This window comes from Enterobacter sp. CC120223-11, from assembly GCF_900215375.1.
Classification (GTDB): domain Bacteria; phylum Pseudomonadota; class Gammaproteobacteria; order Enterobacterales; family Enterobacteriaceae; genus Scandinavium.
Genome location: NZ_OBEF01000001.1, coordinates 84,562 through 107,192, shown reverse-complemented (window position 1 = coordinate 107,192; position 22,631 = coordinate 84,562). Strand labels below are relative to the sequence as shown.

Below are 22,631 nucleotides of genomic sequence, written 5' to 3'. Positions count from 1 at the left end.
GATATGCAACACAACTTACTGATTAACGGTGAACTGGTCGCAGGCGCAGGTGAAAAACAGCCTGTCTACAACCCGGCCACTGGAGAAGTCATTCTGGAGATTGCCGAAGCGACTGCGGCGCAGGTGAATGACGCCGTACTGGCCGCCGATCGGGCGTTTACCGAATGGGGCCAGACCACGCCGAAGGCGCGTGCTGAATGCCTGCTCGCACTTGCCGATGTTATCGACGAACATGCTGAAACCCTGGCAAAACTCGAGTCCCTCAACTGCGGCAAACCGCTGCACTGCGTGATCAACGACGAACTGCCTGCTGTGGCAGATGTGTTCCGCTTCTTCGCGGGCGCGGCGCGCTGCCTGAACGGGCTGGCGGCAGGGGAATATCTGGAAGGTCACACCTCGATGATTCGTCGTGACCCGGTAGGTGTGGTGGCGTCAATCGCGCCGTGGAACTATCCGCTGATGATGGCGGCCTGGAAACTCGCCCCGGCGCTGGCGGCGGGCAACTGCGTGGTGATCAAACCTTCGGAAATCACCCCGCTGACGGCGCTGAAACTGGCTGAGCTGGCAAAAGATATCTTCCCGGCAGGGGTGATTAACGTGCTGTTCGGGCGCGGGCAGACCGTCGGCGATCCGCTGACGGGCCACGCGAAGGTGCGCATGGTGTCGCTCACAGGCTCCATTGCCACCGGCGAGCACATTATTTCCCACACAGCGCCGTCGATTAAGCGCACCCACATGGAGCTGGGCGGCAAAGCGCCGGTTATCGTTTTTGATGATGCGGATCTGGATGCCGTTGTCGAAGGCGTTCGTACCTTCGGCTTCTATAATGCCGGGCAGGACTGCACCGCAGCCTGTCGTATTTATGCGCAGAAGGGCGTTTACGACGCGCTGGTTGAAAAACTTGGTGCTGCCGTTTCCACCCTGAAAATGGGCTGTCCGGACGACGAATCCACCGAACTTGGCCCACTGAGTTCAAAAGCGCATCTGGACCGCGTAAGTGCGGCGGTGGAGAAAGCCAAAGCCCTGAGCCATGTGACTGTCGTTACCGGGGGAGAAAAGGCCTCAGGTAACGGCTATCACTTCAAACCGACCGTGCTGGCTGGCGCGAAGCAGGAAGACGACATCGTGCAGCGCGAAGTTTTCGGCCCGGTGGTCAGCGTCACGGTCTTTGAGGACGAAGCGCAGGTGCTTGGCTGGGCCAACGACTCAGATTACGGCCTGGCGTCTTCTGTCTGGACCAAAGACGTGGGCCGCGCGCATCGCATGAGTGCTCGCCTGCAATATGGCTGCACCTGGGTCAACACCCACTTCATGCTGGTCAGCGAAATGCCGCACGGCGGCCAGAAGCTCTCCGGCTACGGCAAAGATATGTCGATTTACGGCCTGGAGGATTACACCGTGGTCCGGCATGTGATGATAAAGCACTGATGAAGTGATAAGTGGCTGTAATGTTTATGCGTTACAGCCATTTTCTTTTGGGGCATCTGTGGGGCAATAAGGTCGAAATTCTGTTTGAGAATGGCAAGTTGATCGCCGTTTTGTTCAGACATCGATTTCCCGTAAACGCTGAAAACTATCTACGCATTTGTATGCCACATCTGATTTGCAATAAAGCTTGGGTTTGCTCCAACGCTAAGGGCCCGGCAAGCGAAAGTATGCTGTGATTAGTAACTTGGACGTCAAAGGCGAAAGAGCTTACCTACCTGCAATGAAGCCTTGGGCGGAGCGGTGGGAAAACACATTCGAGCCCTTGCAGAGATGCAGGGGCTTTGTATTTTAGGGGCAGATATTTACGGCGATGCAGGGAAAGCCTATCGAACGAACTGCAGTGTGGACTGGAAGAGTTTTCCGCAGTGAGGGCAAATTAGCTGTGACCCTTTTTGGATTCTGGAAGCGCTGTGTTCTGATTCTTTTGCGCAGGAAGGGCTGGCACATTTTGTGAGATGGTTGCGACGAGTATTTTTGTCTTTTCTGATAGGCATTTGGTATTCCTGAATGAATGGACGACAACCATACACTATTGCGACCCAAGGCGCCCGTGCTTCCATTTAATTGTTATCATTTGGAACAGCTCCGCTAAAGAGAGCATTGCTGGGTTGTCATGGATCGTTGTCCTTGTGCCCGCCTGTTGGGGCAGCCTGGTGTGTTATCCGCATCCATCAGCCTCTGTTCCCGCAGTTTTCCCATCGATTCAGTGACGCATCAGAGTGAGTAGATCGCCCATACGCTTGTAAACCCCTGTTTATTGGTGGTTGATTTTACCTGGGTTATATAAGATTTTTCTCATTTGAACTTTTCAAAATGCCACCTTCCTGGATTCAGTATGAAGATAACTAAAGCCTTTTTGGTATGTGCAGCATTTTCCCTTTTGGGCGGTTGTTCATCAAAATCGGGAGACAATCGTCCGGTAAAAGAGCTGGATGACGTTAAAGTTGCGGTTGATGCTGGGCTAAAATTCGAACTTAATAAGACCTCAGCAATGACCTTTGTTCAGCCATCGAATAAACAGACACCCTGTAAAATTGAATTCTCTGACTATAAGGGGCAGGAGATTGAGTGGTACGGCGAATGCAGCTCTGGTTTAGCGAAAGGATTAGGCTTACTTTACTTCCCTGGGAATAATAGCGCTTCCGTGTCTGAGTTTGATGGTGGCAACGATGTCCAGTATTCATTCATGAATAATCAGGGTAATTATATGTACGGTGAGGTGAGGAACAAAGGTGAATCCTCTTTTCGTAGTTTAGAAGTTAAGGATTATCCAGGGGAGGGGAAATCGTATACGCAAAATGTGGCAGTATTAAATGAGCGAGTTGCGCAATACTTTTCTCAGTCTCCAGTCACCAAAACATCCTGGTATACCTATGGCGATCGAAGTGGAAAAGTCTTCTTACATCGATTGATTAATAATGATGACACATGGGCAGTCAAGGCTATTGACACCATTTCAATTGATGGCGTTAAGCGCTCAATTGTGCATTATTTCAATGGTAATGTTGCATACAATGACAGCCTTGGTGCCTCGAACATGCGGCCATCCAGTGACCTTCTCGCATATTTTGATAGCAAATTTAGTGTGTTAACACTCTCTGATACGAATCAGCAAGTCGGCATTAGCACGTCCAATGCCATTATTAAAATCGCAGAAATTCAAAAAGAATATTGCAGTAAAAACCGTAATACAGCGGCATTTAAAAATTTGTGCGACCCCAATTTCAATACTAAAAATCAAGCTGATTTTAATCGTTATGCTGCTGTCGTTCAGCGCGCACGTGAGCAAAGGCGAGAGCAAATTCAGTTGGCCGCTCAGCAGAACGCAATTATCAATCAACAGCAGGCTATTATCAGACAACAACAGATGGCGTCTTTAAATCAAAGCCTGACCAACCTGAATAATTCATTGCAACAGCAAACTCAAAATACCATTAACACTTCTAACAGCTACGTTGCTCCTCAGGTGCAACCGATACAAAATCCATCGCCCGTTATCGATCATTACCGCTGCCAGCAGTTAGGATCTCAAACTTTCTGTAAACAGCTTTGACGGGTCAATGTTTGCATCCGTAATTCACTGATTGTGTCGTATACTCCCCCTCAAATTGAGAGGGGAGTATCATGAATATAAAACGTGGCTTACCGCTAATTATGCTTTGTCTGCCATTAGCCAGTTCATTAATATTATCTGGCTGCCACTCCCTTAAATCAGACCCGCCCGGTCAAGCGCAATGTGACGTTTCGGTTCCTAATGCCCAACCTGCTTACCCTGTTAAGGCCGCTGCGCTAAGGGTTGATGGCACAGTTACAGTGTCTTATAAAGTGGGGGCCAGCGGGCATCCTGAAGACATCATGATACTTTCAGCCACCCCAGAAGGTTATTTCGAACGTGAAGCACTCAGGGCTGTGAGCCGCTGGTGTCTGGCCCCGACCACGGTGGCGCAAACCACGACGTTGACCTTCAGAATGAATGATACGAAGTAATATTATCGGAGTGTGAGGGCGGTCACTAATCTACTGCTTTTGTGCGAGCATTATTAACGTAATAGCACTCGCTGTCGGAGGTTCAAAATGTACACTCCAATGGTTGTTATTATGTTCATTCTTCTCACTGCGAACGCGCTGATGCAAATCGGCTTGCTTTAAAACGCATTGCTCATTGCTGGGGCCTGGACAACCTCAGCAATGTATCCTGTTTTTAATAATCCTCTTCCTGACCCAATATGTAAGTGATGCTCTTAGCCAGCGCGGGGCGTTCAGCGTTTGCGTAAAAAACTCACCAGCCCGTTAACGAATTCGTTCTTTTTTATTCAAAAATAAACAGTTATCAGCGAATAGCATTCATGCCTTAAGGCCGCATCCATCATGCTGGCACAATCGCGGACAATTTAACTGCAATGTGTGTGGCTATTATGAAAAAAACAGTACTGATCGCTTTAACGCTTGTCGCGTTGTCATCGCAAATGAGCTGTGCCGGCACAAAAACGCTGGTTGAATACGGTACGGTTCAGCGCAGCAGCATTATTACGCATTCACAGCAGGGCTATCATCCTCTGCGCACCCTTGCGGCGGGCGCAGTGGGCGGCGTTATCGGACACCAGTTCGGTAACGGCAATGGAAAAACGGCGATGACTGCGGGCGGTGCCGTGGCGGGAGCCGCAGCCTCTCGCCACCATCAGACAGCAGCACAGGCGGCGCAGGAAGTGCAATTGCTGATCAAAACGCAGTCGGGTCAAACCATTCAGGTAGTGCAGGATAACAATTCCGGGCTCACCTTCAACGTGGGTGATAAAGTCCGCATTCTGACCAGCGGTGCCAGCACCACAGTGGACAAATCGGTCTAACTCTCAGCAATAAAATCCGTAATGTTTGTCATGTTATTCATTCACGCGTAGAATGTTTAGCCCAAACCGCCACTAGCTCAGCTGGAAGAGCAAATGACATTTTATGTTGTAGTGTACGAGGTTCGAGGCCTCGGTGGCGGTCCAATTCTCAATGATGCTGGCTTATGCCAGCATTTTCAGTATCCTGCTCTTAGCCAACGATTCGAATATTATTTAAGGAGAGCGCAATGTTAGAAGGGTATTTCGATCTCGATAACGTCACGGGTGCAGATGCGGCTGAAAATCACAAACGTCTGCTGGCCGTTCAGGCGGCGTTAGAGATATCTAAAGCCTCGGTTTCTGCCTCTACGGCAAATGCGGGCATTCGCAGCCAGATGGATCTGCGCAACGTGGCGCAGGAAGTTTCTGTCCTGGCAGATGCGATTCAGGATGCACTGGAAGGTGACGCTTAACGTCTTACGCCGCATCAGGCCGCCACTTCGGGCGGCTTTTTATTTTTCAGCGCCCATGCAAACCCGGCAAAAATGATCATAATTCAGTGTAACCTGACCGACAGCACCGGGTTTCTCTGGTATGGAGCGCAACCATCGACACGCAATATATCTTCTCTGAACGTCTGATCATCCGTCCGGTTCGTGCCGACGATGCAGGCGACCTGTTTCGCATCTATGGCGATCCTGCCACCAACACATTTAACCCCACCGGGCCTTATCCGGACGCCGCTTTTGCCACCGCGAGGCTGTCGCAGTGGCTGGACGGTTGGCGGTTGCACGGCATCGGTGAAATGGCGATTTATGAGTGCGAGAAGCCGCTGGAGATTATCGGCTTCGGCGGCATCAGCGTGCGTCCACTGGAGCATGAGCAGACTCATAATTTGGGCTACCGTTTTGCTACCGCGGCCTGGGGAAAGGGGCTGGCGACTGAGTTTTGTCAGCGCATGCTTGATTATGCTTTCGATGAGCGACAGCTTGGCCGTATCACCGCCGTGGTGCGCCCCAACCATCTGGCTTCTCAGCGGGTGTTGCTCAAAGCGGGGCTGGCGCTGCGGGGGCAGGTTGCCGACGTTGCCAATGCCGCGCCAAGCCTGTTTTACGCGCTGAGCATTGATGAGTGGCACCGCCACCGACAGGGAATGATTCGCCACCCCAATTCCGGATTAATCGGGTTTTGACAGCCATAACGGCGTTATGCGAGGATCATCCGCTTTCTAACCCGGTATAATCTTAAGTTGGCATGAAGAAACTGTTTATTTGCGCTTTTGTGGCGCTGGCTTTTTTGAGTGGATGTACAAATTCTCCGGCGCATCGCATCGCCGAGTGTGAGAAGAAGGGCGGAACGGAAGCGGCCTGTACCGCGGCTGAATGGGATTTCGAAAAGGTCAATCCTTTGCCGAAGTACGATCCGACAAACTACGATAACGCGGCCGCACTGCAGGCTGCCTACAATGCGAACGCCGCTAAATTAAAAAGCGCAACCAATTGATTAAAAACGTATAAAAGCAGCCGGGCGGCTGCTTTTTTTGTGTGCGTCAGAGTTCAATCCAGCCAAAGCGAAGCGACAGCAGGCTAATCAGGGCAACGGCAGCAAAGAGATTAATCATAAACACGGTTTTACTGGACACTTCCATAACACCTTCCTCTTTTTATCAGCCTCTACTGATATAGTCTGTTGCACGCAGATTCGCCATCGGACAAAGTCAGATTTTACAATACCCGCGTCATTCCCGACTCACACTTGTAAAAATTTGATACAAGTCAAAATTAGTGGCATAGTGCGCACGATTTTTTTTGACATAGATCGGGTTTTTTCATGACGCTGTACCAGCATATGCTGATTTTCTACGCCATTATGGCCACCATTAGCGCCTTCATTACGTGGTTTCTCACCAAAGAGAGCAAGCGCATCCGCCTGATTGCCACCTTCCTGATAGGTGCCACCTGGCCATTCAGCTTCCCGGTCGCACTTTTACTGTCACTGTTCTGATCAGCGATTTACACTTCTGTTTGCTCAGAATGGCAGCTGACGCGGCGCAGTTTGCAGCGTTATCCAGCGAAGCTCGGTGAACTCATGGATCCCGGCGCGGCCACCAAAGCGCCCGTAGCCTGAAGATTTACACCCGCCAAAAGGCATCTGGGCTTCATCGTGCACTGTCGGGCCGTTAATGTGGCAGATCCCCGTTTGCAGGTTTTGCGCCACGTTCCATGCCCGGGCGGCGTCCCGGCTGTAAACGGCGGAAGAGAGCCCATACTCGCTCTCATTGGCGATGGCCAGCATGTCGGCGTCGCCACTGGCGCGAATAATCGCCTTAACGGGACCAAACGACTCCTCGTGCCACAGCCGCATTTCGCGGGTAATGCCATCCAGCAGCGTGGCGGCCATCAGGGTGCTGTCTGCTTTCCCTCCCGTCAGCAGCCGGGCTCCTTTATTTATCGCATCGTCAATCAGCGCATTGCAGCGTTCAACGGCACGCCTGTCCACCACGGAGCCGAGTAGCCCCGGTGGCAGCGCTTTTACGCGGCTGACCAGGCGGTCAATAAAGACTTCGGCGATAGCGTCATCAACGATAATACGCTCGGTCGACATGCAGATTTGTCCGGCGTTGGCGAAAGCCCCGAAGGTCGCGCCCGCTGCAGCCTGCTCCGGGTCGGCATCCTCAAGCACAAGTAAGGGCGCTTTGCCGCCGAGTTCCAGCACCACGGGTTTCAGATGGCGCCCGCAGGTCTGCGCAATCATCCGTCCTACGCCTGTCGAACCGGTAAAATTCACGCGCCGCACTGCGGGATGCGCAATCATGGCTTCCACCACGGCGGGGGTACTTTCGGCATCGCAGGAGAGATAATTGACCACGCCAGGCGGCAAGCCTGCTGCGTCCAGCGCTTCGATAATCAGGCGCTGGGTTGCCGGAGAGAGCTCAGAACCTTTAAGGACAACCGTGTTACCGCAGGCGAGCGGCGTTGCAATGGCGCGTACGGCAAGGATCACCGGAGCATTCCAGGGCGCCATACCCAGAACCACGCCTGCGCCCTGGCGAATGCCCATCGCCAGGTTTCCTGGCACGTTTGACGGAATAACCTGGCCGTCAATCTGCGTGGTCAACGCGGCGGCCTCTCGCAGTATTTCAGCCCCAAGGTGCACGTTAAAACCTGCCCAGTGCGGCGTGGCTCCGGTTTCTGCTGCCATGATGGCGGTAAACTGTTCGCTGCGTTTTTCCAGCTCCTCAGCGGCGTTCTGCAACAGTGCGCGACGTGCGGCTGGCGTGCTATCGCGCCAGGCAAGAAAGGCGTCGGCAGCCGCATCAACTGCACGACGTGCATCGTTCACGCTTGCCGTAGCAGAACGGCTGGCGACGGAGTCATCGACGGGGTTACGTCTTTCGAAGGTGCGCTCATTTTCAGCCGCGACGGCATGGCCGCCAATAAACAAAGGAGAGAGGGTGGTCATGGTTACCTCATTGTTCTGGTTGACGAAATGAGTGTAGAGAGTGACGGGCAGATGACCATAGCGGGGGCGTTAATCGCACGTTTTATTTCAACGCCGGTAGCAGGCTCACATCCTTGTGAGCCGAAAAATCAGAGCAGTGTGGAAAGCTGCTTGCGTGCATCTGTAGAAACGTCCTGCGGATGACGATAGTCCGGCGCTTCCGTTGCACGGGTGAACAGCGCGACGAGCCAGTCGTAGACGTAACGAGTGGCTGCGTGAGCAGGGCGCTCACCTAATTGCGTCAGGCGCTTGAGATTGCTGGATGCAGGCGCGAAAAGCGTGCTCCCTTTCACTACCCGACTTGCGGGGCGTGCATCAACAGGCATATCCGCATAGCCCAGCCACGCCAGATAGTTGCTGATAGTTGCCCGTAAATGGGCTGCGCTGGCGCGTTCGTCCGGCGTCACCGCCTGCAGTTGTGCAGGTAATTCAAGCCGATAGCTGGTGACGATCAAAATATCAGCCAACTGTTGCAGCACGGCGGTTGTCAGGCCATAGCGACGGGCGCTGGCTTCGCTGCGGCCCCACTGGCGCAAATAGTTCACCCATAGCGCATGAGCGCGGGCCCCGTTATCCTGATAGCCATGCCCGCCAGTCTGTGCGACATCGGTTGGTGCGAACAGATCGACGCTTTCGCTGAACAGCCCGCTGACCTTCTCCTCACGGGGTTGCTGTACCTGACCGAGCTGCTCAAAACTTGCCAGCGGCGGCAATAAGCCTTCCAGCAGTTCGCCTAAAACGACCACCCGGCCCTGAAGCTCACGCACCACCTGTTCCGCCTGGCGGCGCTGTACTGCCGGATCGGACTCACGGTCATGCTGCCAGCCTGCCAGCAGCTGTCGGGTTTGCAGCCGCTGGCGATCGGCCAGTCGCTGTAAGCGTGCGCTACGTAATGCAGGCACAGTAGCCTGCGACAGCCATTCAATCAGCCGCTGGAGGCTGCTGCCGTCCAGCGCCTGCAAGGTCCCCCAGCGCTGGCCGGGTCTTTCAATCAGCTGTTGCACCGCTTCGTCAAAATTCACTTTGCGCACAAAGCGATCGTCCTGCGGGGTGATGGTCCACACCAGGCCCGGCAGCGCACCTTCGTGCTGCGGCTGGGTGTCGCTCACCCATTTTGCCAGCGCCTTTGCGCTGTCGGTGATTTGTCCGCGGCTGGCGGCGGCGTTGCAGATTAGCAGCAGATCCGGCTGATGCTGCTGGCGATAATGCTCCAGCAGCCAGCGGCACTTGCTGGCCCACAGGGCGTCAGCGTTGCCCTGAGCGGGTTGCGGAATGTCGATCAGATCGACGTTGTCCAGCACGCCATTTTCCGCAGGCAGCACCAGTTCAACGCTCAGCAGCGCCAGGGCGCTCAGCGGCAGGCTGACGGCGTTTTGCAGCTGCCCGTCACGCAGCGGATGGACCAGGGTTTCCCCTTCAGGTTCGCTTTCCGGCGTCAGGAAACCTTCGACGGGAAGAGTGAAGCTGTCGACCAGCAGGCTTAGCGGGGCGGCCAGTTCGCGCACGTTGCCGCACTGCTGCAGCACATGGGCGAGTTCGAGCCACTGGCGCGTGAGCTCCTGCTGTTCTCCCCAGAGCAGCGCCCAGATCGCGGCGCGGGCGCTAAGGTCGAGGCAGGGCAGTAGCTGAATAAACTGCTGCCAGACGGTGTCGTCGATCTGTTGCTGATTCTCCGGCACGCTGGCCTGCCAGAAGCTGGCGACGGCAGCCACTTCTTCCTCAGTCATCCCAGGTACGGGCTGAGTCTGGCGCAGAGACTGCCCGCTTTTCAACCGGGCCGTGACCACGGATTTAGCCGTCTGACGTACGCCGCCTTGTTGCAGGGCATGGGTAAGGAACACCTGCACCAGCTCCGCCTCTGACATCAGGCGCAGACGCAGCGGGAATGCATCGTCCGGTGAAGGTGTGGTGTGACTAAAGCGAAGCGCCATACGGGTCAGCGCATGACCTGGATTAAGATGAGTGAAATAGTCGAGGGTTTTGCTGCCGGTTTGCACCAGCAGACGACCGTTGCCGCTGCTGCACAGCGCACTGAGCAAATGCGCTTTTGCGGCCTGCGAATGGCCAAACAGGGCGATGCTTGCCGGGGCGGTTTGCGCTTCCTGGAGCGTCGTTTCCTGCGATTTCAGCATCAGCAAGCGCGTGAGCAACGCATCGGCATCGATGTCAAAAAGCGCGGAGCTCCGGCGGGTGTCGCGGGCCCAGTCGATAACAGATTGAAGTCGGCTCATTTCAGGTAAACGCTCCCGCTGTCGATCCAGTAGTGGCTACCGCTGTGGCGGCGGTCAGCCAGGGTGTTCAGTTTCAGCGTCAGGGCATCCGGCGGGACGGGCGTGCCGTCCTGTAATTTTGCCTCAGCCAGGACAAAGGCTTCCGGGCCTTCCTGTCGGCTGCCGCCGGTCAGTTGCAGACGCACCTGTAGCACGCCGTCTCCGGCAATGGCCTTCGCCACCTCCGGAGAGTTAATGCTCAGGGTATAAAGTGGCGTCGCAGGCCAGCGAGCATTCGCCAGCTGACGGAAACCGAGGGTGACGTTGCCGCGCAGCGGGAAGTGCAGGCGGGCATCGACCTTCGCGCCCGGCTTGTCCAGATCCAGGTCGGCATACCAGATGTTCTCTTCACGCAGCGTATTGACGGTGTTATCCAGCACGCCGAGATAGCGCACGGTGGAGTACGCGCCGATGTCAGCGGCCTTGAAGTTAAAGCGCGGCAGACGCAAATCCAGCGCCAGGCTGCACAGCATCGCGCCCACGGCAGCGGTGGATTTCGGGTTGCCGATGCGCCCCTGCTGGCTGAACGGATACCATTCGTGGACGTGATAGCTGTCCATCCACACCATGCGATTCACCGGGACAGGTTGCAGGTAGCGGATCAGCGCCTGTACGCCCGGCAAACAGCCCGGACGCCCGGTCACCAGCAGCACGTCGCAGGCGTAATGGGAGATGGCTTCGCAGACGGCGTGGAGCGGGGCGGCAATTGTAAATTCGCCTGCCAGCATGGCTTCATGCAGGTCGCGGAAATTGACCTGTAGCGGCGTGGCGAGCAAATCAAACGGCTCTGCATCGGCGGGCAATGCGTGGCTGATAGCCTGCCCGACGTAGTTCATCACGTTGCGGGTCAGGGGCTGAGTCAGCAGTTCGCCGAAGGTGGCGTGCAGCCCGGCCAGCGGGTCGTTGACATCGCTCGATTCCCAGCCGCCGAGAATGGCGTGCCCAATGGGCATAAACAGCTGGAGGGTGGTCTGCTGACGCAGCACGGCCTGGGTATCAATGCGTCCGGAATCGCCGAACAGCGTTGCCATCAGGGCTGGCGCATCGGCAATGCCTGCTTTTTGAAGCTGGGTTTGCAGCGCAGGCATCACGCAACGTTGAATGACATCGAGCAAAATGTCGTCGCCCGCGACCTTGAAGCCTTCGCGGAACAGCAGCTGCGGCGTAATTTTGACGTTGCTGCCGGTGCCTTCATCGAGGCGGTAATGGGTGATCGCCATGTCGGTTGTGCCGCCGCCCAGATCGATAGCTGCAACCCGCAGCGCACGGCCCGGGCGTGTGCCAGGTTCTGGCTCGCGGTCAGGTCTTGCCAGTGCGGCGAAGAAGGCTTCCGTCTGCCCGCCAAAATGGGACATAGCCTCGTTGTAAAGCCACACCAACTGGCCGCAGCTGGCTTCGTCCCACTCCATATGAATGTGGGGGACCGGTACGACGCTTTTGTCCTGCTGCTTTTGGCTGCTGAAGTCGTCATCCTGCGGATGCCAGCCGAGGGATTTCCACACCAGGGCGATGGCCTCAAACATACGGCGACGGAAGATTTCACGCTCCTGCTTCGGCATGGCGGAAGGCAGCGTCAGAATAAGCGTTCGCAGCTGGCGCGGTGATGACGGGAAGCCAAGGCGCTGACGGGTGGCAACGCTGTTAATCTGCCCGAGCGCCTGGGCCAGGATCTCGCACAACATGTGCGTCATCAGCGTGCTGCGGCTGTACTGCGGCGAGAAGACCGGCATCCGCTCATCCGGCGAGAGGGTAAACAGCGGTTGGCCGTCGTCGTTCATCAGGTAGGAGAGCGGGAAGGCGGCCGCCAGCGGTTCGCGCTGGGTGCGGCTGTTGATCTGGCTGAAGCGCCAGTCCTGTACGGTTGGCGTTTCATCCCACAGATAGCGACGCGGGCTGGAGATGCCGCTGTTGCCTTCGGTGCCGGTGCGCGCCATCGCGAGCTTCCGTGCCTCGTCGCCGACGCGCACGATTGAAGGCCAGACGAATGCGTCTTCACGCCCGCTTTCCACGGAGAAATGCTGTTTGCCGAAACGCGCTTCTGAAAACTCAAGACGGCTGGTAAACAGCGGGGCGTTGAGGAACTGCGGCTCGCTAAGGGAACGCACCTGCAGCTCTGCCGTCTGGCGCAGGCCGTCATTGGCGTCGCCGTGATCTTCAATAATGACGCCGCAGGTGTGGCTGTTGCCGACGTCAAGGATCAGGTCCACAGGAATGGCGGGCGAGCTGACGGAGGCGGTGGCGATTTTCACCTCCGGCACTTTCAGCTGTTCGCCGAGCATCGCCAGCAGGTTCAGCCAATGGCCCTGATATTCAAAGCTGCGCATCGCCTGGGCAATATCGCGCTCGCTGCGGTTCTCGTTGTGGCTTGCGTAGTGGCTGAACACTTCCCGCAGCCAGCCGTCAATCCAGGTCTGATCGAGGAAGTCGGCCACCTCGCTGTCGCGCCATGCCAGCGCAAAACGGGTGCCGTTGAGCAGGTCGTTGGCAACGGGGGCCAGCGCCAGCGGCGCGTCGTCGCGGATCTGACTGTCGAGGGCAATCGTCACTCGGTGGGTATGTCCGGCGCTGTCCGGCTCCGGCAGTTTTCGGATCTGCACCCGCGCCCAGTTGTCCGGGCCTTCAACAAAGGTACGCGGCGGATTGAAGCGCAGGAAAGGCAGCGGCAGCCAGACGCCGTCCAGCATCGCAAGCGAATGCTCAAGCGTTAAGGTGCTTTCGGGTTTGACCACTTCAGCCTGCTCGCCGTCGGTGGCTGGCAGCGTGTAGCGGCTGTTGACGATGTCGTAATCCAGGCGCAGCAGCGGGCCGTTGGCCGTTTTGCGCACGAAGCGCCCATTGCTGAGGGAATCCTGCGGCGTCAGCCCGAAGTCGAGGAACTGCACGCCGCTGTTGGCGATGAGCGTCACGCTCTGTTGGTAATCGCAAAGAGTCACCAGCATCTTTATGCTCCCACTTTACGGAATGTCAGCGGCACGACGGTACTGGCGTCGTAGCGGCCCGTGCATTCAGCGATGCCGCTGGTGCCTGCCTTACAGGAGATTTCTGGCATCGGGTAGCGTGAACCGTCGTTGCAGCGGGCGGTGCCGCGGCTCTTCACCAGCAGTTCACCGTTCTGATGCAGGCCGGAGAAAATATCCGCTTTGCAGACCACGTTGGCACCGTGTACCAGACGCGCGGTGCCTTTGTTGTTGAGGATCTGATAGCGCAGCGACAGAGCTTTGCCGCTGACTGGATCTTTGACGTCAACCAGCACTCGCCAGCTACCGTTCAGGAATTTGGTGGTACCGGCACGGAGCTGATCGGATTCCATCACCAGCGCATCTTTCGGGATAGCCGCGATAATGACGGGTTTCTCTTCCTGTTTTTCTTCTTTTTCCGGCACGGTTACGCTCGCCTGAAGCAGCGGCAGGGTCGGCTTCAGGGCAGGGAGCGATGGAGCGGAAGGTTGAGTAACAACAGGCTGCGGTGCCACGTTCGCGACAACGGGTTCAGCCGAAGTGGTCTGGCGCGGCCAGAGCAGCGGCCCGGCAACGGCTGCCACGATGACGGCGGCAACGGGCAGGCTCCACAATGGAATGCGGCGAGATTTCTTCTGGATAGCGACAGGGGCCGGGGCTTCTACAGTTTTTGGCTCGGCAGGTAATTCTGCGGCGGGTTCCGCTTCAGGCTCGGGTTCGGCTGCCAGCGTCAAAGGTGCGGCGAGAAGCGGCTCATCGGCGTGGCTTAAGGTGACCGTCAGCGGTTCGTCGTCAATAAAGTCGTCTTCGTCGTCGATAAGGGGTTCAGGAACGGGGGCAAAATGCAGGCAGCCAAACAGCTCCTCGCGGGCGCTTTCGTTGAGATTGACGAAGCCCCAGAAGGTGATGACCGGTTTATCGCCGACCAAAAATACATGGTTTTCACCAGGGAACTGGAGCGCCTTTTCCAGCAGAGCGCCGAACAGCTGCTGGGCCGTTTTCTCCGACTGCTGGCACTTGCGAGCCAGGCTTAGTGCGCTGTCGGCCAGGGTTTCCAGCTGATGCAGGGCGCGCTCACGCACCTCTTCATCGGCGGATTTCCACGCCTGCACTTCGCCTTCCACCGGCGAATACCAGTCCACGCGGTCACCTTCATCGTTGACCTGCGGGATCGCCAGACACTCCGCCAGCGTTTGCTGTTTGCGCAATCGCAGCGTTTCGCGGATCTGCAATGCAGACGCAAAGACGGCCTGACCGCCGCCGCCCACGGACTGGAAATCATCCAGGCTGCCGCTGCGTAATAAAGTTTTTGCCACGTTCTTATCCCATCGACTTTTTCACGCCGCTACTCTAACGCAGGGGCGATGGCGATAAACGGTCGAGGAAAAGGCAAAAAAGCTAAATACTCCGGCTATTGAATTTGCGCTAAAGCGTTGCTTTTCACAAAAAGCCCTAAGCGAAATTCGTGGCGAATAAAGCGGCGATAAACCGCGTTTAAGCATAACCTGATGCGGTTTGGTTATTTGCCAGGATAAGCATCCTGTGCTGTGATTACGCCTCTTAGAATAAAACTATAAGGCTTATAACCATGTCTCACTCCACGGCAGGTAAAACGCTGCTGGCGCTGGCTCTCAGCGCATTATTACCGGCAGGGGCCGCGATGGCGGCAAATAATAAAGACACGCTGATCTATTGCTCTGAAGCCTCACCGGAATCCTTCAACCCGCAGATTGCCAGCTCTGGCCCGTCCTTCGTGGCAAGCTCGCAGACGCTGTACAATCGCTTGATCAACTTCGATCCGAAAACCAACACGCCGGTGCCATCGCTGGCGACCAGCTGGACGATTTCACCAGACGGAAAAACCTACACCTTTACGCTGCGTCAGGGCGTGAAGTTCAACAGCAACAAATATTTCAAACCGACGCGCGATTTCAACGCCGACGACGTTATCTTCTCAGTGATGCGCCAGAAGGATGAAAATCATCCGTATCACAAGGTTTCGCAGGGCAATTATGAATACTTCACCGACGTTGGCCTCGATAAGCTGATTAAAGACGTGAAGAAGATTGATGATTATCACGTCCAGTTTGAACTGACGGAGCCGAACGCCGCGTTTCTGGCCGACTGGGGAATGGATTTCGCCTCCATTCTCTCTGCGGAATACGCCGATGAGATGATGAAAAAGGGCACGCCGGAGTACGTGGACACCTGGCCGATTGGCACCGGGCCGTATGTGCTGCAGCAATACAAGGTGGATTCGCTGATCCGCTACATCGCGAATCCGAACTACTGGGATGGCGAAGTGCCGACGAAGCACCTGATTTTCTCCATCACGCCGAACGTGGAAACGCGGCTGGCGAAGCTGCAAACCAACGAGTGTCAGATCATTCCGGCGCCATCGCCGGTTCAGTTTGACGTGATTAAAAATAACAAAGATCTGACCCTGCACTCGGTGGATGCGCTGAACGTCGGCTACCTGGCGTTTAACACCGAGAAAAAACCGTTTGATAACGTGCTGGTGCGCCAGGCGCTGAACTACGCCACCGACAAGAAAGCCATTGTGAACGCCGTGTTTATGGGATCTGGCACCGTGGCAAAATCACCGCTGCCGCCGAACATGCTGGGCTACAGCAAAGATCTGCCGGGCTATGGTTACGATCTGGAAAAAGCCAAAGCGCTGCTGAAGCAGGCGGGGCTTGAGAAGGGCGCCGAGGTGACGCTCTGGTCGATGCCGGTACAGCGCCCGTATAACCCGAACTCCCGTCGTATCGCCGAGATGATTCAGAGCGACTGGGCGAAGGTCGGCATCAAAGCCAAAATCACCACCTACGAGTGGGGCGAGTATCTCTCCGGTATGCGCAAGGGCGAGCACGACTCTGCCCTGTTTGGCTGGATGTCGGACAACGGCGATCCGGACAACTTTGCTGATGTGCTGCTCGGCTGCGACAGCATCAAAACCGGTTCCAATGCCGCGCGCTGGTGCGATAAGGGGTATGATGGTCTGGTGAAACAGGCCAAACTGACCAGCGACCCGGCGAAACGCGCGAAGCTCTATCAGCAGGCGCAGGAGATTTTCTACCAGCAGGCACCGTGGATTGCGCTGGCAAATGGCAAAACCTTCTTCGCGACCCGCAGCAACGTGACTGGCTACAGCGTCAGCCTGATGGGCAGTGATTTTTCAAAAGCGAAGCTGAATTAAGGAGTAGAGATGTCGCATCTGGATGAGGTAAGTCTGCAAGTGGACGCGGCGATTGCCACCGGTTCCATTACCACCATGAACGAACTGCTGGTGGTGCTGAGCGATGATGCAGAACTGAGCCGGGAGGAGCGATTCACCCAGCAGCAGCGTTTGCGTACCACCATCGCCCACCATGGGCGTCATCAAAAAGAAGCGGAAGAGGCTCGTCTCGAGAGTCTGACTAAAGGTGGTTCCATTCTGTAAAAAATGAGGCGATCCTTCTGTATCAGGGAGGATCGCCTGTTAACTTCACCGCAGGCTTCCGCTTCACTCTTCATTCTTTCGCTGAAAAAATTAGCCAGATATTTTGTTAATGCATTGCGTTATGCGTTCGGCTATTAAATAACACAAATAACTCGCGGAACAGCTCAGTACGTCAACAATGGCGCTGGTTTGAATTCTAATGGCATTTCGCAAAATTATTATGACGCCATTATTTAGAAGGTTATATATTTCTTGTGAATGATAACGACACCGTGACAGCTTGTTGTTACAGGTTGCGCTATTTTAATGTCAAGGTTTGATTTGTAATATCCGATGCATCCATGCATCTGAGAAAGAAACCTGAAATGAAAATTAAGCTTAACGAAGTGCCAGCTCTCGCGAAGGAGAAAACAGCCGTCCCGGATATTATTCACTTCGTCTGGATTGGCGACAATCGTCAAATCAACTACGACTATATCGATATATGGCTTAAAGCTAATAAAAACAAGACGGTATACCTCTGGCTGGATAAAGGAAGTTACGTAAATAAGTATTTTCATGATTCCATCCGGGAGTATGCCCTTAGCCAGCATGTTGAAAATTATAGCGCATTAGAAATAAACATTAAAAATATCGCCTTCAGTTCGCTGTTTTCAAAAATAAAAGAGGGGCGTCCCTTTGACAAACTCGTTAAAACTTTCCTGTCTGATCATGGTATCCAGAAGAGGCAACCCCCGGGAAGGGTATCAGACCCACAGATTAGCAGCGGAAACATAGTAGTAATGGATATTGCCGGGCTATTTACGGCCGAGTTTCATGATTTTATGAAATATTATTATTACGAGATAATGTTAAGAGACAACCTTGCCAGCGCCAGTGATATCGTCAGGTTGCTGATTTTGCATTTGCATGGGGGTGTTTATGTGGACATGGACACGCTACCCTACACGGATGATGCATTCAGAGGAACCAACCGCTTTTTACAACGAAATGGCATTGCTGAGGATGATTATTGGCTATTGATGAAAACCCGAAGCGTTCTGGGTAAACTGGTTTGCCCGGATGATTTTTATTGTTCTGGTGACGATTCGGTCGCCTGTTTTTATGAAGGTAAATACGAGAAAATCCTGCGCCTTATAGAGAAAGACATGGCGAAGTTTACGCCAGAAAACATTGCGCCGCTGGGTCATATTCAGGTTCATAAAAACTTACTGGCCGTCGCGTCACTCCGAAGGCTGAAAGGCATTTATTTTAATAACTTTATGGCGTCACACCCAGGGTCAAAAGCCGTGCGAATAATTCTTCGTGTCATGAAGAAACGCTATCGGTATTTAGAGAGAAATAACTGTATTTTTGAATGTTATAGCGGCGGGAAACAGGGGATGTATCTTTCCCGCATTCTGACTTGGCGCACGGAATTAATGACGAAAAACTATTGCGTCACCTCGGCGTTGACAGGCCCTGGTTTAATCCTGGAAGTATTATTGGGCCTTGCCTACCAGCTGATTGATTTAGAAGGCATAGAACCGTCCGCTGTCGCGGAATACTTCCAGGATGAACATTACGGGGTCGCACTGTATCAACATAACTTAGACACGCCAGACGGGCAGTATTCGTCATGGCGTAATTAAGCTCAGAACTGACGCCGCGCCACCAGCCATGCGCCAACGACCAGCATCACCGCGCCGCATACCGGGCCAACCAGTGCCCGCCACGGAATGGCCTGCTGACGAACAATATCCATCGCCAGGCCGCCAATAAGCTGACTTGCAACCAGCACGGCAATGGTGGTGGCCGCGCCAACGTACTGATAGCCGCTGATGCTGGCGAACACGAAGAACGAGCCAAGCAGGCCTGGGATCAGCGTCCACCATTTGACGCTGGAGGCCAGCTCCTGAAAGCCGCTCAGGCCATGCTTGATCAGTAGAATCGACACGAACAGCACAATCCCCACCAGCGAGTTGAGCAACATGGCGATAAGAATCGTGGAGGCTGACTGAGTGATGCGCACCATCAACGTATTCTGAATCACCAGGCCGATACCGGCGGCGATCAGAAAGGTGAGGGTCAATGACTGGTTCATGGCCGGGCGTCCGGGTCCTGACGTTCATCGAGCTGCAGCTGCATAAAGGTCAAATCCAGCCAGCGGCTAAACTTAGTGCCCACCTGCGGCATCTGTGCGGTGGTGACAAACCCCAGCGCGGCGTGCAGGTTCAGCGAAGCCTGGTTCTGCGATTCAATCCCCGCCACCATCACATGTTTGCCAATGTGTCGGGCTTCGTTGATGAGCTGAGTGAGCAGGGCGCGACCCAGGCCTTTGCCCTGATGCTGCGGGTGAACGTAGACCGAATGCTCTACGGTGTGACGAAAACCGTCGAATGCGCGCCAGTCGCCGAAAGAAGCATACCCGGTCACCGTGCCGTTCTCCTCGCTGACCAGAACCGGGTAACCTGCAATCTGGCGTGCTTCATACCACGCAATGCGGTTGTCGGTATCGACGGTTTGATCGTTCCAGATTGCCGCAGTGTGCAGCACCGCGTGGTTATAGATTTCCGCGATCGCCGCGCAGTCTTCTTTGCTGGCGTAACGAATGTTCATGGCTGGCCTCGGTTGTTCACTATAGTAGTACGATATAGATACTATAGTTTTGCTCGGTTTGACAAGAGGCCTGCGCTATTTGGCGATTACGACGCTGGCGGGCAGTTTCCAGTCCGGGGCCATGACCGTTTTCAGCGCCTGAGGGCGATAAAGCTGATTTTTCCATAACCCGCTGCTCTGCTGCACAGGTGAGGCCGTTGTGCTTTTCAGGCGCGTGACGGCAGCCTGATGGATCATCATGTCTGCGGATGTGGGGTCAACCAGCGTACGAGGTGTTGTTTTGTAAGGCTTACCGTCGCCCCATTCGCAATGGATACGCCCTAAAGGGTCTTCGGCGTAATTTTCAGCATGAACGTTCACCTTCAGCGACGCCAGTTCATCACGCAGCCAGCGATAGCTGATGTTCGACAGCCCGTTACCGTTGCTCGCCGCGCTGTAGCCGCCGCCCACATCGGCATGAATGCCGGGGAACAGCACTTGCACAATGCCGTCGCGGCGATCCCAGTAGGTTGGCGTGAAGTCGATTCGCTGCTCGTCGATGGCAATGGCCTGCCGCCCGAAGCGCACGGCGCTGTTAAGTCTGGTGTCTGCGAAGCGGTAAAGATCGACGCGTTTGTCGTTGAGGTAGGCGGGAATGCCGAGTGAGCCGACCGTTTCCCATACAGCCACCGCTTCAATCTGCACGTTGTAAATCATCGACGCAGGGTCAATGTTTTGCTGAAAGAACAGGGGAGCGTCCAACAAAATATCCGTAAACAGCGAGTCTGACACGCCAGAGGCCTTACGGTAATTTGCCCATACTGCCGACCCCAGGCGATAGGCGCTGACCTTATCTTCCAGGTTGAGTTTGCTGGCATCGAGCAGGCCGCATTTGCCGATCATGCCCGCCAGCGCCCGCACGGTGTAAGCCCCACGGCTGAAGCCGACAAGGTAAATCCGATCGCCTTTTTGATAATTGCGGCTGATAAAGGTATAGCCGCGCACGATACGTTCGATAATGCCTGCCCCGAAAACGCCGCCCATGATTTTGACGTACCAGTTACGTGAGTCGCCCACGCCGTGCAGGTATTTGGCAATTTGCGTGACGGTGCCGGAAGCGGTTTTCGCTGTTTTTTCCTGCTCGTTACCCAGCTTGAGCATGGTCGGATCGTCGACGCCAGCCAGATCGGTGTACAGTCGGTAGACGTTAGTGAAATCGGGTTGTCCGTCGTCGTCGTCCTGCTGATTCGGGCCATTCCAGGTGCCGTCGGCACAGAAAATGATGTTTTTGCTCATGGCGTTGCTCGCCCAGGTGGGAAGATAAACTAACTCTAGCGAATCGCGTCTGGCTTGCCACTCGAAAAGCACGGGAATGCACTATAGTATTACGCTATGAATACTATTGAAGACACTCTGAATCAGCGCATCAGTGCGCGTATTCGCATCGAACGCGAATCCCGGGGCTGGTCGCTCAGCGAACTGGCGGAGCGCGCCGGTGCATCGCGGGCGATGATCCACAAAATTGAACGTGGCGACAGCAGTCCGACTGCAACGATGCTCGGCAGGCTTTCCGGTGCCTTTGGCATCAGCATGTCCACGCTTATCGCCCGGGCCGAAATGCAGGAAGGGAAGCTGCTGCGGTATGAAAATCAGCCGGTCTGGCACGATCCTCAGACGCACTATCTTCGCCGCCACGTTTCCCCCCGCAGCGATTTGCCCATCGATCTTGTGCAGGTTGAGCTGCCGCCGGGCAGCGATATTCCGATGCCCGCATCCTCTTACGCGCTGGCTCGTCAGCTGATTTGGCTCCAGCAGGGCGAACTGTTGTTTATCGAGGGCGATACCCACCATGCAATGCAGCCGGGCGACTGCCTGGAGCTTGGCCCACCGAACGATTGTCGCTTTGTGAACGAAACCGACCAGCCCTGCATCTACCTTGTGGTGCGGCTGAACCATTCCGGCTCATAATGGTAATGCGCGGGCGTCGATGAGCGACTAGTCTCAGGGGATGTTTTCCAAAAGGAGCAGATCATGAGTCAACACGCGTCACGCCATCGTCGCTGGGTACTGGCCTCTCGTCCGCACGGCGAGCCGGTTTTGCAGAATTTCCGCCTGGAAGAGGGCGATGTCCCCGAGCCTGGCCACGGCCAGCTTCTGTTACGCACCGTCTATCTCTCGCTCGACCCTTATATGCGCGGCCGCATGAGCGACGCGCCGTCTTATTCGCCACCCGTAGAAATTGGTGCCACGATGGTGGGCGGCACCGTCAGCCGGGTGGTTAAGTCAAACCATGCGGATTTCAAACCGGGTGACTGGGTGCTGGGTTACAGCGGCTGGCAGAACTACGAGATTTCTGACGGGCAGGGGTTGGTTAAACTGAGCGATAGTCCTGAAAACCCTTCCTGGGCGCTGGGTATTGCCGGCATGCCGGGCTTCACGGCCTATATGGGGCTGCTGGATATTGGCCAGCCGAAAGCAGGAGAAACGCTGGTTGTCGCGGCGGCGACCGGGCCCGTTGGTGCAACGGTCGGGCAGATTGGTAAAATCAAAGGGTGTCGCGTGGTCGGTATCGCTGGCGGCGAAGAGAAATGCCGCTATGCCGTGGAAACCTTAGGCTTCGATGTCTGTCTCGATCACCATGCTCAGGACTTCGCAGAACAGCTGACGAAAGCCTGCCCGCAGGGGATTGATGTTTACTATGAAAACGTCGGCGGCAAAGTCTTTGACGCGGTGCTGCCTCTGCTGAATACCTCCGCCCGCGTGCCCGTTTGCGGGCTGGTGAGCGGCTACAGCGCCACTGAACTGCCCGCCGGGCCGGATCGCCTGCCGCTGCTGATGGGCACGCTGCTGAAAAAACGTATCCGCATGCAGGGCTTTATCATCGGGCAGGATTATGGCCATCGCATCGGCGAGTTTCAGGCGGCCATGAGTCAGTGGATTCGGGATGGATCGATTAAATATCGTGAACAAATTACCGACGGTCTGGAAAATGCCCCGGAAGCTTTTTTCGGCCTGCTGAAAGGTAAAAATTTCGGAAAAGTCGTTATTCGCGTGGCGGCGGATGGGTAAA

General features: G+C 55.3%; 22 protein-coding genes, 1 tRNA gene and 1 pseudogene. 14 read left to right on the top strand and 10 right to left on the bottom strand.

What is annotated here, in order from left to right; genetic code table 11:
• Window positions 1-3 precede the first annotated feature (3 nt).
• Window positions 4-1,428, top strand: a complete 1,425-nt coding sequence (patD, locus tag CRO87_RS00475; protein WP_097161296.1) for an aminobutyraldehyde dehydrogenase — start codon at window positions 4-6, stop codon at window positions 1,426-1,428.
• 86 nt (window positions 1,429-1,514) lie between these two features.
• Here the strand turns inward: patD and CRO87_RS22805 are convergent.
• Together CRO87_RS22805 and CRO87_RS22770 are read right to left on the bottom strand one after the other, a co-directional pair.
• Window positions 1,515-1,679: pseudogene (locus CRO87_RS22805) on the bottom strand (site-specific integrase); the annotation flags it as partial.
• A gap of 132 nt (window positions 1,680-1,811) precedes the next feature.
• Window positions 1,812-1,982, bottom strand: coding sequence for a YnfU family zinc-binding protein (locus CRO87_RS22770; RefSeq protein ID WP_217992659.1), 171 nt, complete (start codon window positions 1,980-1,982; stop codon window positions 1,812-1,814).
• A gap of 341 nt (window positions 1,983-2,323) precedes the next feature.
• On the opposite strand from CRO87_RS22770, the gene CRO87_RS00470 reads away from it, so the two are divergent.
• The 7 genes from CRO87_RS00470 (at window position 2,324) to CRO87_RS00440 (ending at window position 6,317) form a co-directional block, all read left to right on the top strand.
• Window positions 2,324-3,541 (top strand): hypothetical protein, encoded by a 1,218-nt coding sequence (locus CRO87_RS00470; RefSeq protein ID WP_097160961.1) that lies wholly within the window; start codon window positions 2,324-2,326, stop codon window positions 3,539-3,541.
• A 71-nt stretch (window positions 3,542-3,612) separates the two neighbouring features.
• Complete coding sequence (locus tag CRO87_RS00465) at window positions 3,613-3,975, top strand: energy transducer TonB (RefSeq protein WP_097160960.1); 363 nt, start codon at window positions 3,613-3,615, stop codon at window positions 3,973-3,975.
• Window positions 3,976-4,403: 428 nt separating this feature from the next.
• On the top strand, window positions 4,404-4,835 hold the full coding sequence (locus CRO87_RS00460) for a glycine zipper 2TM domain-containing protein (protein ID WP_097160959.1): 432 nt from the start codon (window positions 4,404-4,406) through the stop codon (window positions 4,833-4,835).
• 66 nt (window positions 4,836-4,901) lie between these two features.
• Window positions 4,902-4,979: transfer RNA gene (locus CRO87_RS00455), tRNA-Lys, on the top strand.
• Window positions 4,980-5,062: 83 nt separating this feature from the next.
• The gene (locus tag CRO87_RS00450) at window positions 5,063-5,287 is read left to right on the top strand and encodes a hypothetical protein (protein ID WP_097160958.1); all 225 of its coding nucleotides are present in this window, start codon (window positions 5,063-5,065) and stop codon (window positions 5,285-5,287) included.
• Between the two features lie 149 nt (window positions 5,288-5,436).
• Window positions 5,437-6,006 carry a GNAT family N-acetyltransferase gene (locus CRO87_RS00445; protein WP_097160957.1) on the top strand — a complete coding sequence of 190 codons (570 nt, stop codon included), beginning with the start codon at window positions 5,437-5,439 and terminating at the stop codon, window positions 6,004-6,006.
• A gap of 62 nt (window positions 6,007-6,068) precedes the next feature.
• A complete protein-coding gene (locus tag CRO87_RS00440) occupies window positions 6,069-6,317 on the top strand; it encodes a lipoprotein (protein ID WP_097160956.1) in 249 nt (82 codons plus the stop codon).
• A gap of 46 nt (window positions 6,318-6,363) precedes the next feature.
• Here CRO87_RS00440 and yncL read toward each other — a convergent pair whose 3' ends face one another.
• Window positions 6,364-6,462, bottom strand: a complete 99-nt coding sequence (yncL, locus tag CRO87_RS00435; RefSeq protein ID WP_097160955.1) for a stress response membrane protein YncL — start codon at window positions 6,460-6,462, stop codon at window positions 6,364-6,366.
• A 182-nt stretch (window positions 6,463-6,644) separates the two neighbouring features.
• Here yncL and CRO87_RS00430 point away from each other — a divergent pair, with 182 nt between their 5' ends.
• A complete protein-coding gene (locus CRO87_RS00430) occupies window positions 6,645-6,818 on the top strand; it encodes a GhoT/OrtT family toxin (protein ID WP_097160954.1) in 174 nt (57 codons plus the stop codon).
• 24 nt (window positions 6,819-6,842) lie between these two features.
• Here the strand turns inward: CRO87_RS00430 and CRO87_RS00425 are convergent, their stop codons facing one another.
• The 4 genes from CRO87_RS00425 to CRO87_RS00410 all read right to left on the bottom strand — a co-directional run bounded on the left by CRO87_RS00425 (window position 6,843) and on the right by CRO87_RS00410 (window position 14,858).
• The gene (locus tag CRO87_RS00425) at window positions 6,843-8,276 is read right to left on the bottom strand and encodes an aldehyde dehydrogenase (protein WP_097160953.1); all 1,434 of its coding nucleotides are present in this window, start codon (window positions 8,274-8,276) and stop codon (window positions 6,843-6,845) included.
• A gap of 128 nt (window positions 8,277-8,404) precedes the next feature.
• Window positions 8,405-10,546, bottom strand: a complete 2,142-nt coding sequence (locus CRO87_RS00420; protein ID WP_097160952.1) for a virulence factor SrfC family protein — start codon at window positions 10,544-10,546, stop codon at window positions 8,405-8,407.
• Window positions 10,543-13,524, bottom strand: coding sequence for a virulence factor SrfB (locus CRO87_RS00415; protein ID WP_097160951.1), 2,982 nt, complete (start codon window positions 13,522-13,524; stop codon window positions 10,543-10,545). The genes CRO87_RS00420 and CRO87_RS00415 overlap by 4 nt, the downstream gene beginning before the upstream one ends.
• A gap of 2 nt (window positions 13,525-13,526) precedes the next feature.
• The gene (locus CRO87_RS00410; protein ID WP_097160950.1) at window positions 13,527-14,858 is read right to left on the bottom strand and encodes an SrfA family protein; all 1,332 of its coding nucleotides are present in this window, start codon (window positions 14,856-14,858) and stop codon (window positions 13,527-13,529) included.
• A gap of 272 nt (window positions 14,859-15,130) precedes the next feature.
• Between CRO87_RS00410 and CRO87_RS00405 the strand changes: the two genes are divergently transcribed.
• The 3 genes from CRO87_RS00405 (at window position 15,131) to CRO87_RS00395 (ending at window position 18,615) form a co-directional block, all read left to right on the top strand.
• On the top strand, window positions 15,131-16,741 hold the full coding sequence (locus CRO87_RS00405) for an ABC transporter substrate-binding protein (RefSeq protein WP_097160949.1): 1,611 nt from the start codon (window positions 15,131-15,133) through the stop codon (window positions 16,739-16,741).
• A gap of 9 nt (window positions 16,742-16,750) precedes the next feature.
• Window positions 16,751-16,984 (top strand): DUF2526 family protein, encoded by a 234-nt coding sequence (locus CRO87_RS00400; RefSeq protein ID WP_097160948.1) that lies wholly within the window; start codon window positions 16,751-16,753, stop codon window positions 16,982-16,984.
• 365 nt (window positions 16,985-17,349) lie between these two features.
• The gene (locus CRO87_RS00395) at window positions 17,350-18,615 is read left to right on the top strand and encodes a TcdA/TcdB catalytic glycosyltransferase domain-containing protein (RefSeq protein WP_097160947.1); all 1,266 of its coding nucleotides are present in this window, start codon (window positions 17,350-17,352) and stop codon (window positions 18,613-18,615) included.
• Between the two features lie 2 nt (window positions 18,616-18,617).
• On the opposite strand, the gene CRO87_RS00390 is transcribed toward CRO87_RS00395, so the two are convergent.
• The 3 genes from CRO87_RS00390 to CRO87_RS00380 all read right to left on the bottom strand — a co-directional run bounded on the left by CRO87_RS00390 (window position 18,618) and on the right by CRO87_RS00380 (window position 20,857).
• Window positions 18,618-19,067: a DMT family transporter gene (locus tag CRO87_RS00390; protein WP_097160946.1), complete on the bottom strand. Its 450-nt coding sequence runs from the start codon at window positions 19,065-19,067 to the stop codon at window positions 18,618-18,620.
• Complete coding sequence (gene mddA, locus CRO87_RS00385; RefSeq protein ID WP_097160945.1) at window positions 19,064-19,582, bottom strand: L-methionine sulfoximine/L-methionine sulfone acetyltransferase; 519 nt, start codon at window positions 19,580-19,582, stop codon at window positions 19,064-19,066. The genes CRO87_RS00390 and mddA overlap by 4 nt, the downstream gene beginning before the upstream one ends.
• Before the next feature lie 75 nt (window positions 19,583-19,657).
• A complete protein-coding gene (locus tag CRO87_RS00380) occupies window positions 19,658-20,857 on the bottom strand; it encodes a DUF2235 domain-containing protein (protein WP_097160944.1) in 1,200 nt (399 codons plus the stop codon).
• A 96-nt stretch (window positions 20,858-20,953) separates the two neighbouring features.
• Between CRO87_RS00380 and CRO87_RS00375 the strand changes: the two genes are divergently transcribed.
• Together CRO87_RS00375 and CRO87_RS00370 are read left to right on the top strand one after the other, a co-directional pair.
• Window positions 20,954-21,529 carry an XRE family transcriptional regulator gene (locus tag CRO87_RS00375; RefSeq protein ID WP_097160943.1) on the top strand — a complete coding sequence of 192 codons (576 nt, stop codon included), beginning with the start codon at window positions 20,954-20,956 and terminating at the stop codon, window positions 21,527-21,529.
• A 63-nt stretch (window positions 21,530-21,592) separates the two neighbouring features.
• Window positions 21,593-22,630, top strand: coding sequence for an NADP-dependent oxidoreductase (locus CRO87_RS00370; RefSeq protein WP_097160942.1), 1,038 nt, complete (start codon window positions 21,593-21,595; stop codon window positions 22,628-22,630).
• Window position 22,631 lies beyond the last annotated feature (1 nt).